This is a genomic window from Bacillus sp. MMSF_3328, from assembly GCF_030733525.1.
GTDB lineage: Bacteria > Bacillota > Bacilli > Bacillales > Cytobacillaceae > Bacillus_AB > Bacillus_AB infantis.
The window spans coordinates 15,040-30,134 of record NZ_JASHIV010000011.1; the positions used below are offsets into that span (position 1 = coordinate 15,040).

Here is a 15,095-nt window from a genome sequence, read left to right on the forward strand (position 1 = left end):
TTAGATTGCTTATAAATGGGGTCTGTTGATTTCCGTTCCAGGCACTTCGCTTTCCGCGGGGCGGCGCTGAGCCTCCTCACCGCTGCGCGTCTGCGGGGTCTCAGCTTTGCCGCTGCAATCCAGCAGGAGTCTTCGTGCCCTCACGGAAATCAACAGGCTTTAATATTTAGATGGCAGGTTTGTGTTTCATTCGTTTTCAAACGAAGAACAATGGCTTGCTCTTTTATAAAAACTTAGCAATCTTTCTTCACCCCATCAAACTGCCAGCCAATCTCAGCAAAAACCATCCGGTCCTTCCCATTGATGTCGTAGACTATGTCTATGTTGGCATCTGGGAATGCGGTCCGCAGCAGTTCTGATACGGCTTTGCTTTGGCCGGCGCCGACCTCGAAGCCGACGAGTGATTTTTCTTTTAGGACGAGCGGCAGTTCTTCCATGAAGCGTCGGTAGAGGTCGAGTCCATCCTGGCCGGCGAATAGGGCGCGGTGGGGCTCGTTTTCGGTGACGACTTCAGACATCCCTTCCATATCGCTGAGCGGGATATAGGGAGGATTGGATATGATAATATCGAATTTCCGGCTTTCCTCTATGAAAGGCTGCAGCAGGTCTCCTAAAATAAACTCGATTTCAGCACCGTTCTTGTCTGCATTTTCCTTTGCCGTGTCAAGGGAAGGCCCGTACACATCTGTGGCAGTTACCTGGAGGTCAGGCGATTCCAATTTCAGGGTTACCGCAATCGCTCCGCTTCCGGTTCCAATATCAGCAGCCGCAGAGGCAGCCTCTCTGCCGAAAAGCTTTTCCTTCCTCTTCAGGGCTTCCAGCACCAGCTCTTCTGTTTCCGGACGGGGGATGAGGACATTTTCATTCACAAGGAATGTCCGCCCATAAAATTCTTCTTTTCCAATGATATATTGGACCGGCCTGCCGTCCGCGTGCAGCTGAACTGCTTCTTTGAAGGCCCCTTGTATCCTCGTATCCAGCTCTTCCCTCATCTCCGCAAGCAGGCGGGAACGGCTCATATTCAGAAAGTGGCCCAGGAGGATTTCACCCGCGTTGGAATCTCTCCCTGCCGTTTCTAAAAAAGAAGAAGCCCACTTCAGGGCTTCATAAACTTTCATAGGCTGATCAGGCATCTGAAGCTTCCTTCAGCTTGGCTGACTGCTCTTCCATGATCAAGGCATCAATCACTTCGTCCAGCTTGCCTTGAAGAATCTGGTCAAGCTTCTGGATGGTCAGGCCGATGCGGTGATCTGTTACACGGTTTTGCGGGAAGTTGTAGGTGCGGATCCGTTCAGAACGGTCACCGGTGCCCACTGCGGATTTCCGCTGCTGGTCGTATTCCGCCTGTGCTTCCTGCTGGAATTTATCATACACACGGGCACGAAGAACCTTCATTGCCTTTTCTTTGTTCTTGATCTGTGATTTTTCGTCCTGGCAGGAAACAACCGTCCCTGTAGGCAAGTGGGTCAGGCGCACGGCTGACATCGTCGTGTTAACGCTCTGGCCGCCTGGTCCGCTTGAAGCAAATGTATCGACGCGGATATCTTTATCGTGGATCTCGATTTCAACTTCTTCCGCTTCCGGCAGAACCGCAACCGTTGCTGTCGAAGTATGGATGCGGCCGCCAGATTCAGTTTCAGGCACACGCTGAACACGGTGGGCCCCATTCTCGAACTTCAGCTTGCTGAAGGCACCGTTTCCGTTGATGATAAAAATGATTTCTTTGTAGCCGCCGACACCTGTTGAGCTGGCCTCGATCACATCTGTTTTCCAGCCCTGCACCTCGGCAAAGCGGCTGTACATGCGGTAAAGATCACCGGCAAACAGAGCAGCCTCGTCGCCGCCTGCCGCTCCGCGGATTTCCATAATAACGTTTTTATCATCGTTAGGGTCTTTCGGGATCAAAAGGATCTTCAGGCGCGCTTCCAGAGCTTCCACTCTGTCTTCGAGCTCTCCTATCTCTTCCTTCACCATCTCGCGCATTTCTGCATCGAGCTTCTCTTCGAGCATCGCTTTTGCATCCTGGTATTGCCCGCGGACTTCTTTATACTCGCGGTATGCCTCCACCGTTTCCTGGATGCCTGACTGCTCCTTGGAATATTCGCGCAGCTTCTTTGTATCATTAACAATCTCAGGATCGCTCAAAAGCTCATTCAGCCTTTCGTAGCGATCTTCTACAGCTTGAAGACGATCGTACACAGTCCTTCACCTCATTTTGATTCTATTCTATATAAATCGGCTTTCACACCTAAAAAAGCTCATAAATTCATAAAATAAGTCCATTAAACCATCATGCCCATAACATTCTAATTATAGTATACAGCGCATCCCAGGTCAAAACCTAAAAAGCCCCGGAAAACCAGGGCTGGAAGTGCATAGGCAGTGGTATAGGTGACAGGCACCTTTCAAAAAAGAAGTGGTATAGGTGACAGGCACCCAATTCAATACAAACCTACCCAAATCAAGGTCTTCGCACAGAAAGGTGGTACAGGTGCCTGTCACCATTTCAAAGAAGTGGTACAGGTACCTGTCACCATTTCTTCACTTCTCCTACCGCTCACTCAACCGCACTTCAATGTTATACCGTGGAAGGGCTTTGGTGAGTGTTTTGTGCAGTTCGGCCTGGGCCTTGCGTTTTTCTTCGGCTGACAGGCTTTTGTCTGTGTGGGCCGTGACCCACATGCGGCCACCGTTGATCCAGACTTCATCCGGCTCATATTCTGTGTATTGATTGACGACCTGGCGCGCTTTGTCGACATCAGATTGATCGTTGACCCGCCCTCCATCGATATTGAGGAAGTTCGGGTTCTGATCGCTCATCGTCCTGTCGCGGTCATCGTCAGACACTTGATCAAGGCCCCTTTTTACCTGGCCCCCGCCGTCAGTGATCAAGTTTGTCCCATTCTGGTCTTCGTTCTGCTCATGGATCCCCGCCACATTATCATCCTGTGCACATCCTCCCAATAGAGCGGCCAAAAGGACTGCTGCAGCTGCGAAAATGGATTTCATCATTTCAAACACCTCCATTAATAGGTTTTCCTTTCCCGGAGGTGAATCCGCAACCCAAATTCAGGCAGTTTGCTGGAGGAATCCGGCCACTCGGACAGCAAAAAACCCTGCTTTCACTAAGCAGAGCCTGAGCTTTCATCTATTAGGATAACGTACGGGTCGTTTCCGAACTGTTGAGGACATTCGGCGATTTCGGAACTTCGTGGTGGTGGCGGCAGCGCGGCTCATAAGCCTCTGATGCTCCGACAAGAATGACCGGATCATCGTATGAAGCCGGCTTTCCGTTAATGAGGCGCTGGGTCCTGCTGGCAGGCGAACCGCACACTGCACATACTGCCTGAAGCTTTGTCACAAGTTCTGCAATTGCCATCAAAGCCGGCATCTGGCCAAACGGCTCACCGCGGAAATCCTGGTCGAGCCCGGCAGCGATCACCCGGTATCCGCTATCAGCTAAATGCTGAATCACCTTCACAACTTCATCATCGAAAAATTGCACTTCATCAATGGCGATAATCTCCATATCTTCATCAATATGCTTGAAGATGTCCGTTGAATGGCTGATGGGTTTGGCAATGACTGATGTTCCATTGTGGGAGACAACTGCTTCCTCGCTGTAGCGGTTATCGATCTGCGGCTTGAACACAGCTATCTTCTGCTTTGCAAATTGCGCTCTTCTGACACGGCGGATGAGCTCTTCCGATTTTCCCGAAAACATGCTGCCGCAGATAACCTCAACCCAGCCGTGGTGCTTCATTACATACATGAGTGGCCTCTCCTTCCTTGCTAAAGAAAACACGGCGCCAAAGCGCCAATTCCCCTTTTACAACTTACACTTTTTGTTAAAAGTATAAACCTATCTAATCATCATATTCTTCTATCGGCAATAAAAAACAGGCAAGAAGTAAAAACTTGCCTGTTTCTTATCATTATTGCTGTTGACCTTTAAGACCGTATTTTTTGTTGAAACGATCCACACGTCCGCCTGCTTCAGCGAATTTCTGACGGCCAGTATAGAATGGGTGGCATTCAGAGCAAGTCTCAACACGAACCTCATCTTTTACAGAACCAGTTTCAAACTGATTGCCGCAAGCACATGTAACCGTGATTTTCTTGTAATTAGGATGAATTCCTGCTTTCATTTCTTTCATCTCCTTTTGCCCTGAGTCTTGCGAAACAGAGTTATATAGTACGATGCTTGGACACACCGTATAATTCAAAAACACACTGTTGTTATTATAACAAGGACATCATGTTTTTGCAAGATGGGATTTACTGACTTTCAGATTGTGAACAGATCAGGATTGGGAACGCCTGCCGTTCTTCATTTCTTCGCCGAGATTGGCAAAGAACTCCTCATTGGATTTCGTCTGCTTCAGCTTGCGGAGGAACTTCTCAGCAAAATCAGGCGCATCCGACATCGACTTCCTGATCGCCCACAGCTTGTCCAGATGCTCTTTCGGAATAAGCAGCTCTTCTTTCCGTGTACCTGAACGGCGGATATCGATGGCCGGGAAAATACGGCGCTCTGCAAGCTGGCGGTCAAGGTGAAGCTCCATGTTTCCTGTTCCCTTGAACTCTTCGTAAATGACATCATCCATCCGTGAGCCGGTATCAACAAGGGCTGTTGCTAGGATGGTCAGGCTTCCGCCTTCTTCAATATTCCTCGCCGCCCCGAAGAAACGCTTCGGACGGTGGAATGCTGCAGGGTCAATCCCCCCGGACAGCGTACGTCCGCTTGGCGGGATGACCAGGTTATAAGCACGAGCAAGCCTTGTGATGCTGTCCATGAGGATGATGACATCCCGTTTATGCTCCACGAGGCGCATTGCCCGGTCAAGGACAAGCTCGGCCACTTTAATATGGTTTTCGGGCACTTCGTCAAATGTCGAGCTGACTACATCACCGGCAACAGAACGTTCAATATCAGTCACTTCTTCCGGGCGCTCATCAATGAGGAGAACAATCAGCTCTGCCTCAGGATGATTCGTCGTGATGCTGTTGGCGATTTCCTTTATCAGCATCGTTTTACCCGCTTTCGGCGGAGCGACAATCAGTCCGCGCTGACCGAATCCAACCGGTGCAAGTACGTCCATGATCCTTGTGGACACATGCTTCGGCGTTGTTTCCAGCTTCATCTGCCTATCAGGATATAAAGGCGTCAAAGCCGGGAAGTGGACACGCTCCTTGGCAGATTCCGGATCGTCGCCATTGACAGCTTCAACCTGCAGGAGGCCGAAGTAGCGCTCATTCTCCTTCGGCGGGCGGACTTTTCCGGATACTTTATCTCCATTCCTTAAATCAAATCTCCTGATTTGCGAAGCAGAAATGTAGATATCCTCTGAGCTTGGCGAGTAATTGATTGGCCTTAGGAAGCCAAAGCCCTCAGACTGGATGATCTCCAGCACGCCTTCCATGAAAAAGTAGCCTTCCTGCTCAGCGCGGGCTTTCAGGATGGCAAAAATCAGCTCTTTCTTTGTCAGCTTGCTGTAGTAGGAAACTTTATATTCCCGGGCAAGTTCATAGAGCTCTTTTAACTTCATATTTTCTAAACTGGATATATTTAATCCCATATTGACACCACTCTTTTGAATTTTAAATCATTTTCCCCATATAAAATGACAATATCGTACTGTATTAAGAATATGAAAGGAAAAAGGAAAGAAAGCGTTTGAGGTTCATCGAAGCATTGGAAGGATGATTCAGCTTGTTAAAAAGGATAGTATCTTTGGTATGTTCCTGGCACTCAGGCTTAAACAGACCATATCTGCACTGCATAATCATCATAACAGATTTCAAAAACAATCTCTATTTTACCCTTATACCTGAAAGTTAATCAATATAATTTTTTCGCTCTTTCATAGATTGCCTTGTTTCGGGGGAATATATAAAGGGACCGGCTTCAGCCGGCAAGCCAGGTCCCCTCTCTTATATCATTTTTTCTGCAGGCCGATTCCGATTCCCTTCAGTGAAAGGGTTTGCACCGGCATGCAAAAAAAATCTTTATTTCATGACAAGATGCGGCTTCTTCTTCAGGCTGTGACGCCCGTCGATGAAGCGGACCGTGCCTGATTTGGCGCGCATGACAAGTGAATGCGTAGAACCGTAAGAGCCCTTGAACTGGACCCCTCTCAGCAGCTCGCCGTCTGTGACGCCTGTTGCTGCAAAGATGGCATCATCACCTTTGACAAGGTCTTCCATGCGAAGAATCTTTCCAAGGTCAAGGCCCATGCTTTGGCATCTTTCAACTTCAGCATCGCTGTGCGGAACCAGCTTGCCCTGGATTTCGCCGCCCAGGCATTTCAGCGCAACTGCAGCGAGCACCCCTTCCGGCGCACCTCCGGATCCGAACAGAATATCTACACCTGTATGGTCAAAAGCGGTATTGATGGCACCTGCAACATCGCCATCATTGATCAGCTTGATCCTTGCCCCTGCTTCACGCAGCTGGCTGATGATATGCTGATGACGCTCCCGGTTCAGCACGGTTGCCACGACATCTTCAATATCTTTGTTCTTGGCCCTGGCGACAGCCCTCAAGTTATCGATAACAGAAGCATTGATATCAATTTCACCGACCGCTTCGGGACCGACTGCAATCTTATCCATATACATATCAGGTGCATGAAGAAGATTGCCATGATCAGCGACAGCCAGGACAGCAAGCGCGTTCCAGCCTCCGGAGGCTACGATATTGGTGCCTTCGAGCGGATCTACCGCTACATCGACGCGGGGGCCATAGCCTGTCCCAAGCTTTTCTCCGATATAAAGCATTGGCGCCTCATCCATTTCCCCTTCCCCGATTACAACAGTACCCTTCATTGGCACCGTGTCGAACACATCCCTCATGGCAGAGGTAGCAGCATCATCAGCTTCATCCTTTACGCCTCTTCCCATCCAGCGGGCTGAAGCAAGTGCTGCTGCTTCTGTAACACGGATAAGCTCCATCGATAAACTTCTTTCCATTCTGTTTTCCTCCCCGGGTTGTTTTCTCTATCTGTCTTCAGGCGTTTTTCATCTGCTCCATTTCTTCCTTGGTCAGATTCTCGCGCCAGATGGTCGCACCCAGCCCATTAAGTTTTTCAACAAGATGGCTGTAGCCGCGGTCTATATGCTCAAGTCCTGTCACTTCCGTTATACCTTCGGCTTTCAGCCCGGCAATGACGAGGGCGGCTCCCGCTCTGAGATCGCTCGCCTTCACCTTGGCCCCCTGCAGACGGATCGGGCCATTGATGATCGCTGAACGGCCTTCGACTTTAATGCTGGCATTCATTCTCCTCAGCTCATCAATATGCTTGAAGCGGGCACCGTAGATGGTGTCCGTCACCATGCTTGTCCCTTCGGCCCCTGTCAGCAAAGACGTGAAAGGCTGCTGGAGATCGGTCGGGAATCCCGGATACACAAGCGTTTTAATATCAACGGCCTTCATTTTTTCAGCTGGGCTGACAAAAATCTGGTCATCTCCCGCCTCTATGTTCACGCCCATTTCACGCAGCTTGGCAATCAGTGATTCCAAATGCTGGGGAATGACATTATCGATCAGGATCCCTTCACCCGCAGCAGCACCGAGGATCAGATATGTCCCTGCTTCAATCCGGTCCGGAATGATGGTGTGACGGCAGCCGTGCAGCTGGTCCACCCCTTCAATTCTGATGACATCTGTACCCGCTCCCTTGATTTTCGCACCCATATTGGTGAGGAGCGTTGCCACATCGATGATTTCCGGCTCTTTCGCCGCATTTTCAATAATCGTCTTCCCTTTGGCCCTGACCGCAGCCAGCATAATATTGATCGTGGCACCGACACTGACGACATCCAGGTAAATTCTTGCACCTTTCAGCTCGTCTGCGCGGAGATAAATGGCACCCTGCTCATTTGTCACGCTGGCACCGAGCGCTTCAAAGCCTTTAATATGCTGGTCGATAGGGCGCGGTCCCAGATGGCATCCGCCAGGCAGGCCGATCACCGCTTTTTTAAAGCGTCCGAGCATCGCCCCCATCAAATAATAAGAGGCACGCAGCTTTTTAACTTTTCCATTGGGCAAGGGCATGGAAATCATCGAAGAAGGATCAACGGTCATATCGTTATCAGTAAAACCGACACTTCCGCCAATTTCCTCCAAAAGCCCTTTCAGTATTTGAACGTCAGAAATATCCGGCAAACCTTCAATTGTTACGGGGGAATCTGCGAGAATCGTAGCAGGGATCAATGCTACCGCACTGTTCTTGGCTCCGCTGATTCTAACAGTTCCTTTTAAAGGGTAGCCGCCCGCAATCATAAGCTTTTCCATTTTCGACTTCCTTTCCTGCCCTTAAGTGCCTTTGCAAATCTCTGAACATTGATTGCCAGCCTGCCGCTGCAGGCGAAAGTATAGCACCGTTGGACTTTTCATTCTCAGTATGGGATAGCTTGTCCATTATATCAAAAGCTACCGTATAGGGATAATTTTCCATGAGCAAAAGACGAATTCCGACATTATCCTCACCATCTAGTTTACACGAAAATTTAAACTTCATGTATGAGAATTGAAAAAAGTTAAATATTTGAAGTATGCACTTACATTTCCGCCTATTCAGATAATTCCCGGCGCAGCAGTGCTCTCTTCGGGGTTATTCAGAACGCTTGTCCCAGTCAGCCAAAAATGCTTCAATCCCTTTGTCAGTCAGAGGGTGATTAAACATTTGATTGATGACCTTAAGCGGGACGGTGGCAATATGGGCGCCTCTCAAGGCTGAATCTGTGACATGCTGCGGATGGCGGACTGAAGCTGCAATGATTTCTGTCTCGATTCCGTGGATATCAAAGATTTCCCTAATGGAAGTTACAAGGTCAAGACCATTATGGCCAATATCATCAAGCCGGCCAAGGAATGGAGAAACATAGGAAGCACCGGCCCTTGCTGCAAGCAAAGCCTGATTGGCGCTGAAAATGAGGGTTACATTCGTTTTGATCCCTTCTTTTGAAAAAGCATGGACAGCCTTCAGTCCATCCGGTGTCATTGGGACCTTGATGGTGATATTAGGGGCGATTGCCGCCAGTTCCTTCCCTTCTTTGATCATGCCTTCTGCATCAAGTGCGATGACCTCTGCGCTGACAGAGCCGGGTACAAGCTCGGCAATTTCCTTCAGCCTGTCATGGAATGAAATATTTTTTTCTTTTGCCACTAAAGAAGGATTGGTCGTTACTCCTGCCAGTATTCCCAGAGCATGGGCCTCTTTAATCTCTTCCAGGTTTGCCGTATCAATAAAAAATTTCATTTCGCTTCCCCCTAAGATTATTCGACTTATTTTTTAAAATCGACATAAATGAATTGAAACCGCCTTTCAGAAAGGCGGTTTCAAGTCTATTTTAACATACTGGATCTGTATTAAGCTTTGTTAGAAGAACCGAATTCGCGCATTTTGCCGATTACTGTTTCTTTAATCGCTTCACGTGCAGGTCCTAAGTATTTGCGCGGATCGTACACTTCTGTGTCAGCCGCCAATACTTCGCGCACGCGCTTCGCGGAAGCAATCTGGTTCTCAGTGTTTACGTTGATTTTCGCTGTTCCAAGGGAAACAGCTTTCTGGATGTCTTTAGTAGGAATGCCTGTACCGCCATGAAGGACTAAAGGCATGCCTGTAAGCTTTCCGATCTCTTCCATTTCAACAAAGCCAAGGTTTGGCTCGCCTTTGTAAGGACCGTGAACAGAGCCAAGTGCAGGAGCAAGGCAGTCAATGCCAGTGCGCTTGACAAGCTCGTCACATTCTTTAGCATCAGCATAGATGACGCCGTCAGCTACTACATCGTCTTCCTGCCCGCCGACAGTTCCAAGCTCGGCTTCAACAGAAACACCTTTTGAGTGTGCATATTCTACCACTTTAGAAGTGATTTCCACGTTTTCCTCGAAAGGACCGTGTGAAGCATCGATCATGACAGACGTGAAGCCTGCATCGATTGCTTCTTTACATTTATCGAAGCTTGAACCGTGGTCAAGGTGGATGGCAACAGGAACAGTGATCTTATAGTCCTCAAGAAGCCCTTCTACCATTTTCACAGTTGTCTTGAAGCCGCCCATATAACGAGCTGCACCTTCGGAAACACCAAGGATAACAGGTGATTTCTCTTCTTCTGCAGCCTGAAGGATCGCTTGAGTGAACTCAAGGTTATTTAAATTAAATTGACCTACAGCATAGCCTTCTGATTTAGCTTTGTTCAGCATATCAGTCATGGAAACTAAAGGCATATTTCTTCCTCCTTATTAATGATTGCATCGTTCTTTACAGGGATTCACATAAAGTTTTTCCCAGCATGCCCATGAATATGTACCCTATCTTGCAATAGGCAAAACGGACGCAATCCTTTGGAATTCATTTGTATCATACCAAAAGAGAATCAGAAATTCCATTAATCCAGCGCTATTTTTCGCTGCAGGACAGAATATTTTAAAGCAAACGCTATCATTTTAAATATTCATTTTTTTGGACCGGACCAGCATATTTTTTTAACCAGCTGGCATTTAATATTAGAATTTATCCAGACTCTCCTAAAATGAATTCGTGATAGGGACATACTTTTTGACAGCAGCCCTGATGTCATCAATATCAAATGGCTTGGCAAAATGGGTCAAAGCCCCCAGGTCCTTTGCCTCCTGGATCATGTCGAGCTCACCATAGGCAGTCATGATGATCACACGGATATCCTGGTCGATGACTTTCATTCTCTTCAGGATTTCAATGCCGTCCATGCCGGGAATTTTCATATCGAGCAGGACAAGATCCGGAGAATGTTTTGTAACGATTTCGAGGGCCTGGACGCCATTTGCAGCCTGATAGGTGTCATAGCCTTCCTTTTGCAGCACTTCATTCAATAGAATGCGGATGCCGAACTGATCGTCTACTATTAATATTTTCCCTTTCATACAGCCACCTCTTCCCTAAAATAGTTACATCTGATGCTGATAGACAGAAAGCGGAATTCTTATGTCCTGCCGGGCTTAGATAACCCTTCTATATTTTTGACAGCACATAAGAATTCCCGCTTTCCCGATAAGATAAGAAGCTCACTGCTGACACTTGCCGCTTCCCGCACGGAAGCTATGCAGACTGCTGTTATGCGGGATTCCAGCGCCAGTGAAATCAAACTCCTGCTTTTTTAAAAGTGACCATTGGTCATAGAAAATATATCCACTTCTCAACATTCTCCCTTTCCCGTCTGAATTCCTGCTTCTTTTTGTTCGATTCTGCCGAATATTTTACCTTTAGCTTTCATTTCACTATAATAAGACCACAAATAGTGTTCATGATCCTGCCGGGTTTATGACCTGCAGATTGATTATTGCACCAATTAGGAGGAAGTTCACATTGCTAAAAATGTTTTCAACCCAGCTGACGGGAATCTTCAAAAAGCTGATGGAAAAAGAAGAATTCAGCATTGAGGACGCAGCCCGGCTGCTGGCCCAGGCCCCTGCAGGCGAAGGCAGGATCCAGATTTATGCCACCCGCGAAATGAAGGCTGCTGCCCTGGAGGCCACGGAAGGAGCAGAACCGCTCGCATCCGCTGCCCATTGGACTGATGCTCATTCAGAAAATGATATCGCTGATACAGACCGCTTTCTGATCATCTCCCGCCACTCTAATGATGGACAGGCAGTCGCCCTGGCAAAAGCACTTTCTGAAAAAATGATTCCGTTTGCCGCCATTTCCACTGCTGTGGAAGGAGAAGGCCCATCCCTTGCTGAGCTTGCGGATGTCCATATCGACCTGAAATTAACAAGGGGACTGCTTCCCGATGAAGAAGGGAACCGCTTCGGCTACCCCTCTGCCATCGCTGCACTCTTTGTGTACCATGGTCTGAAGTTCACGATTGATGAGATATTGAGTGAGTATGAATAGCAGAACAGATGACTCCAAGTACAGTTTTCTGCCTCTAATGGGGCTGTTGATTTCCGTTCCAGGCACTTCGCTTTCCGCGGGGCGACGCTGAGCCTCCTCACGCTTACGCGCTGCGGGGTCTCAGCATTGCCGCTACTTTCCCGCAGGAGTCTTCGTGCCTTCCACTGCAATCAACAGGGTTTCTTACACTCTTTGGGCATCTTGCAGTTATTCACCCAGTTAAAAAACTAAGCCCCCTCAAATCCAGAGGGGGCTTTTGTATACTTAGTTATTTTCCTGATGCTTCAAGGATGCACCGACGAAGTCGCGGAACAGCGGCTGCGGGCGGTTTGGCCTTGAGATGAATTCAGGGTGGAACTGGGAAGCGACAAACCAAGGGTGATCCTTCACTTCAATGATCTCAACAAGACGGCCGTCCGGGCTTGTACCAGAGAAGACAAAGCCTTTCTCCTCCATTGCCTGGCGGTAATGGTTGTTGAACTCATAGCGATGGCGGTGGCGCTCATAGACAACCTCATCCTGGTAAGCAGCATATGCATTTGTTTCTTCATTCAGCTTGCATGCCTGCAGGCCAAGGCGGAGCGTCCCTCCGAGATCTTCAATGTCCTTCTGCTCAGGCAGCAGGTCAATGATCGGATGCGGTGTAGAAGGATCAATTTCCGCTGAATGCGCTCCTTCCAATGAAAGGACATTGCGGGCAAATTCAATGGAAGCAAGCTGCATGCCAAGGCAGATGCCAAGGAATGGGCGCTTCTGCTCGCGTGCATACTGAATGGCAAGGATCTTCCCATCAATGCCGCGGTCGCCGAATCCGCCCGGAACAAGGATTCCGTCAGCATCCTGAAGAAGCTCCTCCACGTTACCTTCTGTTACTTCTTCTGAATTGACCCATTTGATTTCAATATCAGAATCAAAAGAATAGCCGGCATGTTTCAATGCTTCCACAACAGAAATATAGGCATCCTGCAGCTCAACATACTTTCCGACAAGGGCAATCTTCGTTGTCTTGGACAGATTGCGGACCTTGTTCAGAAGCTCTGTCCATTCAGCCATATCTGCCTGTCCGCAATCCAGCTTCAAGTGATCACAGACGATCTGGTCAAAATTCTGCTCCTGCAGGGCAAGTGGGACTGCGTATAATGTATCGGCATCACGGCACTCGATAACAGCCTTCGGATCAAGGTCACAGAACAGACCGATTTTATCCTTCATATCCTGGGAAACCGGCATCTCAGTACGAACGACAATGACATTTGGCTGGATCCCGAGGCTTCGCAGTTCTTTTACGCTGTGCTGTGTCGGCTTTGTTTTCATTTCGCCTGCAGCTTTGATGTAAGGAATCAAGGTACAGTGGATATACATAACGTTGTCGCGGCCGATATCACTCTTGATCTGGCGGATCGCCTCAAGGAATGGCAGGGATTCGATATCCCCTACTGTACCGCCGATTTCTGTGATGACGACATCGGCATTGGTCTCATGACCTGCACGCATAACTCTTTCTTTGATTTCATTGGTAATATGCGGGATAACCTGGACTGTTCCGCCCAGATAGTCGCCGCGGCGCTCTTTTTTCAGGACAGTGGAATAGATTTTTCCAGTTGTCACATTATTGAACTTAGTCAGATTGATATCGATAAAGCGCTCATAGTGGCCAAGATCCAAATCCGTTTCGGCGCCATCGCCTGTAACGAAAACTTCACCGTGCTGGTATGGGCTCATGGTTCCCGGGTCAACGTTGATATAGGGGTCAAACTTCTGAATGGTGACATTCAAGCCTCTGTTTTTCAGCAAGCGGCCCAAAGACGCAGCGGTGATCCCTTTTCCCAATGACGACACAACGCCGCCTGTTACAAAAATATACTTTGTCATGTTATTTCCCCCTCATATTCAGTTTGTGCATTTTCTGCATCCTTTAGGTAAGGCTTTTCCTAAAAAAAATTTGCTGTTCCTGGTTGTAGCCAAGAACAGCTAAAAATAAAAAGCGCTCCCTACCAAACAGTAAGGGAGCGCTATTGCATATACATTCATATGGTCCTTTTTTAAGGAGCCCAAAAATGATTCTACAAGCCTGGCTTGGAAAAGTCAAGCGATTATAGATCTTCTTCGTCTTCGTCGAGGTCCTCGTCTTCTTCATCAAGGTCTTCGTCTTCTTCAATATCATCTTCAAGAAGTTCATCATCATCTTCGAAGTCGTCGTCCGAGTCCTCATCAAGATCGTCTTCGAGTAGATCGTCGTCATCCTCGTCCAGATCATCATCGTCATCAAGGTCATCGTATTCGATGTCTTCCTCGTCGAGCTCATCATACTCGTCCAGATCAAGATCAATGTCTTCAGCCTTCGCCGCTTTCTTGGCCTTTTTCTTCTTCGGCTTCGCTGCTGTCATTGTATCTTCTTCCATTGTATCAACAGGGTACCAGCTGCGAAGGCCCCAGCGGTTTTCTCCCATTGCAATAAAGCGGCCGTCAAGGTTCAGGTCAGTATAGAACTGGGCGATCCTTGAGCGGATTTCCTCATCTGATACTTCAAGACGCGTTTTATATTCGTTCATAATGTCGGTAAAAGAAACCTGCTGCTTTGTGCCTTTAAGCAGTTCGTAGGCAATATCGATAAAGGACATTTCCTGCAGCTCTTCTTTTGTGAATTGGTCTAGACTCACTATACGCACTTCCTTTCCCTATATAACACTCGCTATCGGAGCGCAAAATACTGTAAAAACACCGGGGCTTCCCGGATATGCATTGCTTTTAAAAAGGCATAGGATTCAGCCGCTCCAAAAGCATCCCTAGATGAATAAAAGGCATAAGAATGCCTTTTGCAAGCTGGATAGACAGCTTATGTAAAATACATATTCTTCATTATAAACAAATTGCTGGTGTTTATGCTAGTTCTATCTCCAGTTTCCTTGCATTTTTGCTGTGAGACAAACTTTTGGAAGGCTTGCTGCTGCAGGTCTCCCGGATGGCTTTCTTCTTTTGCACGGGAAGAGCTTCTATCCGGGGACCCTTTCAGGTCTTTTTCCTCTTCCCCGGCCCCCTGCCTTTTCTTCCGGAGAGCTGGCCCATGGCCAGGTACAGAAAGTAGATGGACAGCAAAAAGAAAGCGACCGCACCAAGCTGCCTCTGGTATAAGAAGTAGAAGGCCGCTATCGCAGCAGCAAAAGCGCCTATTGAAAATATCTGTCTCAATCCGTTCACATCCTGCATATCAATATC

General features: G+C 48.1%; 15 protein-coding genes. 1 reads left to right on the top strand and 14 read right to left on the bottom strand.

Annotated elements, in window-relative coordinates:
• Nucleotides 1-233: 233 nt before the first annotated feature.
• The 11 genes from prmC to RBB45_RS16985 form a co-directional block, all read right to left on the bottom strand.
• The gene (prmC, locus tag RBB45_RS16935; RefSeq protein ID WP_306010005.1) at nucleotides 234-1,133 is read right to left on the bottom strand and encodes a peptide chain release factor N(5)-glutamine methyltransferase; all 900 of its coding nucleotides are present in this window, start codon (nucleotides 1,131-1,133) and stop codon (nucleotides 234-236) included.
• Nucleotides 1,126-2,199: a peptide chain release factor 1 gene (prfA, locus tag RBB45_RS16940; protein ID WP_009792606.1), complete on the bottom strand. Its 1,074-nt coding sequence runs from the start codon at nucleotides 2,197-2,199 to the stop codon at nucleotides 1,126-1,128. Before prfA ends, prmC begins: the two co-directional genes overlap by 8 nt.
• A 351-nt stretch (nucleotides 2,200-2,550) precedes the next feature.
• On the bottom strand, nucleotides 2,551-3,012 hold the full coding sequence (locus RBB45_RS16945; protein WP_141195050.1) for a hypothetical protein: 462 nt from the start codon (nucleotides 3,010-3,012) through the stop codon (nucleotides 2,551-2,553).
• Between the two features lie 139 nt (nucleotides 3,013-3,151).
• Nucleotides 3,152-3,772: a thymidine kinase gene (locus tag RBB45_RS16950; RefSeq protein WP_094769143.1), complete on the bottom strand. Its 621-nt coding sequence runs from the start codon at nucleotides 3,770-3,772 to the stop codon at nucleotides 3,152-3,154.
• 163 nt (nucleotides 3,773-3,935) lie between these two features.
• Nucleotides 3,936-4,148 (bottom strand): 50S ribosomal protein L31, encoded by a 213-nt coding sequence (gene rpmE, locus RBB45_RS16955; protein WP_009792603.1) that lies wholly within the window; start codon nucleotides 4,146-4,148, stop codon nucleotides 3,936-3,938.
• Between the two features lie 156 nt (nucleotides 4,149-4,304).
• The gene (rho, locus tag RBB45_RS16960) at nucleotides 4,305-5,579 is read right to left on the bottom strand and encodes a transcription termination factor Rho (protein ID WP_009792602.1); all 1,275 of its coding nucleotides are present in this window, start codon (nucleotides 5,577-5,579) and stop codon (nucleotides 4,305-4,307) included.
• A gap of 430 nt (nucleotides 5,580-6,009) precedes the next feature.
• Complete coding sequence (glpX, locus tag RBB45_RS16965) at nucleotides 6,010-6,972, bottom strand: class II fructose-bisphosphatase (RefSeq protein WP_009792599.1); 963 nt, start codon at nucleotides 6,970-6,972, stop codon at nucleotides 6,010-6,012.
• Between the two features lie 37 nt (nucleotides 6,973-7,009).
• On the bottom strand, nucleotides 7,010-8,296 hold the full coding sequence (locus tag RBB45_RS16970; RefSeq protein WP_306010006.1) for a UDP-N-acetylglucosamine 1-carboxyvinyltransferase: 1,287 nt from the start codon (nucleotides 8,294-8,296) through the stop codon (nucleotides 7,010-7,012).
• A 319-nt stretch (nucleotides 8,297-8,615) separates the two neighbouring features.
• A complete protein-coding gene (gene fsa, locus RBB45_RS16975; RefSeq protein ID WP_009792597.1) occupies nucleotides 8,616-9,263 on the bottom strand; it encodes a fructose-6-phosphate aldolase in 648 nt (215 codons plus the stop codon).
• A gap of 110 nt (nucleotides 9,264-9,373) precedes the next feature.
• Nucleotides 9,374-10,231: a class II fructose-bisphosphate aldolase gene (locus RBB45_RS16980; RefSeq protein WP_009792596.1), complete on the bottom strand. Its 858-nt coding sequence runs from the start codon at nucleotides 10,229-10,231 to the stop codon at nucleotides 9,374-9,376.
• Between the two features lie 300 nt (nucleotides 10,232-10,531).
• Nucleotides 10,532-10,906 carry a response regulator gene (locus RBB45_RS16985; RefSeq protein ID WP_009792595.1) on the bottom strand — a complete coding sequence of 125 codons (375 nt, stop codon included), beginning with the start codon at nucleotides 10,904-10,906 and terminating at the stop codon, nucleotides 10,532-10,534.
• 442 nt (nucleotides 10,907-11,348) lie between these two features.
• Between RBB45_RS16985 and RBB45_RS16990 the strand changes: the two genes are divergently transcribed.
• Nucleotides 11,349-11,879 (top strand): DUF2529 domain-containing protein, encoded by a 531-nt coding sequence (locus RBB45_RS16990; protein ID WP_129613014.1) that lies wholly within the window; start codon nucleotides 11,349-11,351, stop codon nucleotides 11,877-11,879.
• A 264-nt stretch (nucleotides 11,880-12,143) separates the two neighbouring features.
• On the opposite strand, the gene RBB45_RS16995 is transcribed toward RBB45_RS16990, so the two are convergent.
• The 3 genes from RBB45_RS16995 to RBB45_RS17005 form a co-directional block, all read right to left on the bottom strand.
• On the bottom strand, nucleotides 12,144-13,751 hold the full coding sequence (locus RBB45_RS16995) for a CTP synthase (protein WP_009792592.1): 1,608 nt from the start codon (nucleotides 13,749-13,751) through the stop codon (nucleotides 12,144-12,146).
• Between the two features lie 221 nt (nucleotides 13,752-13,972).
• Nucleotides 13,973-14,539 (bottom strand): DNA-directed RNA polymerase subunit delta, encoded by a 567-nt coding sequence (gene rpoE / locus RBB45_RS17000; RefSeq protein WP_009792590.1) that lies wholly within the window; start codon nucleotides 14,537-14,539, stop codon nucleotides 13,973-13,975.
• A gap of 349 nt (nucleotides 14,540-14,888) precedes the next feature.
• Nucleotides 14,889-15,068: a hypothetical protein gene (locus tag RBB45_RS17005; protein WP_224948820.1), complete on the bottom strand. Its 180-nt coding sequence runs from the start codon at nucleotides 15,066-15,068 to the stop codon at nucleotides 14,889-14,891.
• Between the last annotated feature and the right edge of the window lie 27 nt (nucleotides 15,069-15,095).

Excerpts from the sequence above, each read along its gene's own strand:
- fsa (WP_009792597.1), bottom strand. The coding sequence starts at position 9,263 with ATGAAATTTTTTATTGATACGGCAAACCTGGAAGAGATTAAAGAGGCC.
- RBB45_RS16970 (WP_306010006.1), bottom strand. The coding sequence starts at position 8,296 with ATGGAAAAGCTTATGATTGCGGGCGGCTACCCTTTAAAAGGAACTGTT.
- RBB45_RS16980 (WP_009792596.1), bottom strand. The coding sequence starts at position 10,231 with ATGCCTTTAGTTTCCATGACTGATATGCTGAACAAAGCTAAATCAGAA.
- RBB45_RS16995 (WP_009792592.1), bottom strand. The coding sequence starts at position 13,751 with ATGACAAAGTATATTTTTGTAACAGGCGGCGTTGTGTCGTCATTGGGA.
- RBB45_RS16950 (WP_094769143.1), bottom strand. The coding sequence starts at position 3,772 with ATGTATGTAATGAAGCACCACGGCTGGGTTGAGGTTATCTGCGGCAGC.
- rho (WP_009792602.1), bottom strand. The coding sequence starts at position 5,579 with ATGGGATTAAATATATCCAGTTTAGAAAATATGAAGTTAAAAGAGCTC.
- RBB45_RS16985 (WP_009792595.1), bottom strand. The coding sequence starts at position 10,906 with ATGAAAGGGAAAATATTAATAGTAGACGATCAGTTCGGCATCCGCATT.
- RBB45_RS16945 (WP_141195050.1), bottom strand. The coding sequence starts at position 3,012 with ATGATGAAATCCATTTTCGCAGCTGCAGCAGTCCTTTTGGCCGCTCTA.
- glpX (WP_009792599.1), bottom strand. The coding sequence starts at position 6,972 with ATGGAAAGAAGTTTATCGATGGAGCTTATCCGTGTTACAGAAGCAGCA.
- rpmE (WP_009792603.1), bottom strand. The coding sequence starts at position 4,148 with ATGAAAGCAGGAATTCATCCTAATTACAAGAAAATCACGGTTACATGT.
- prmC (WP_306010005.1), bottom strand. The coding sequence starts at position 1,133 with ATGCCTGATCAGCCTATGAAAGTTTATGAAGCCCTGAAGTGGGCTTCT.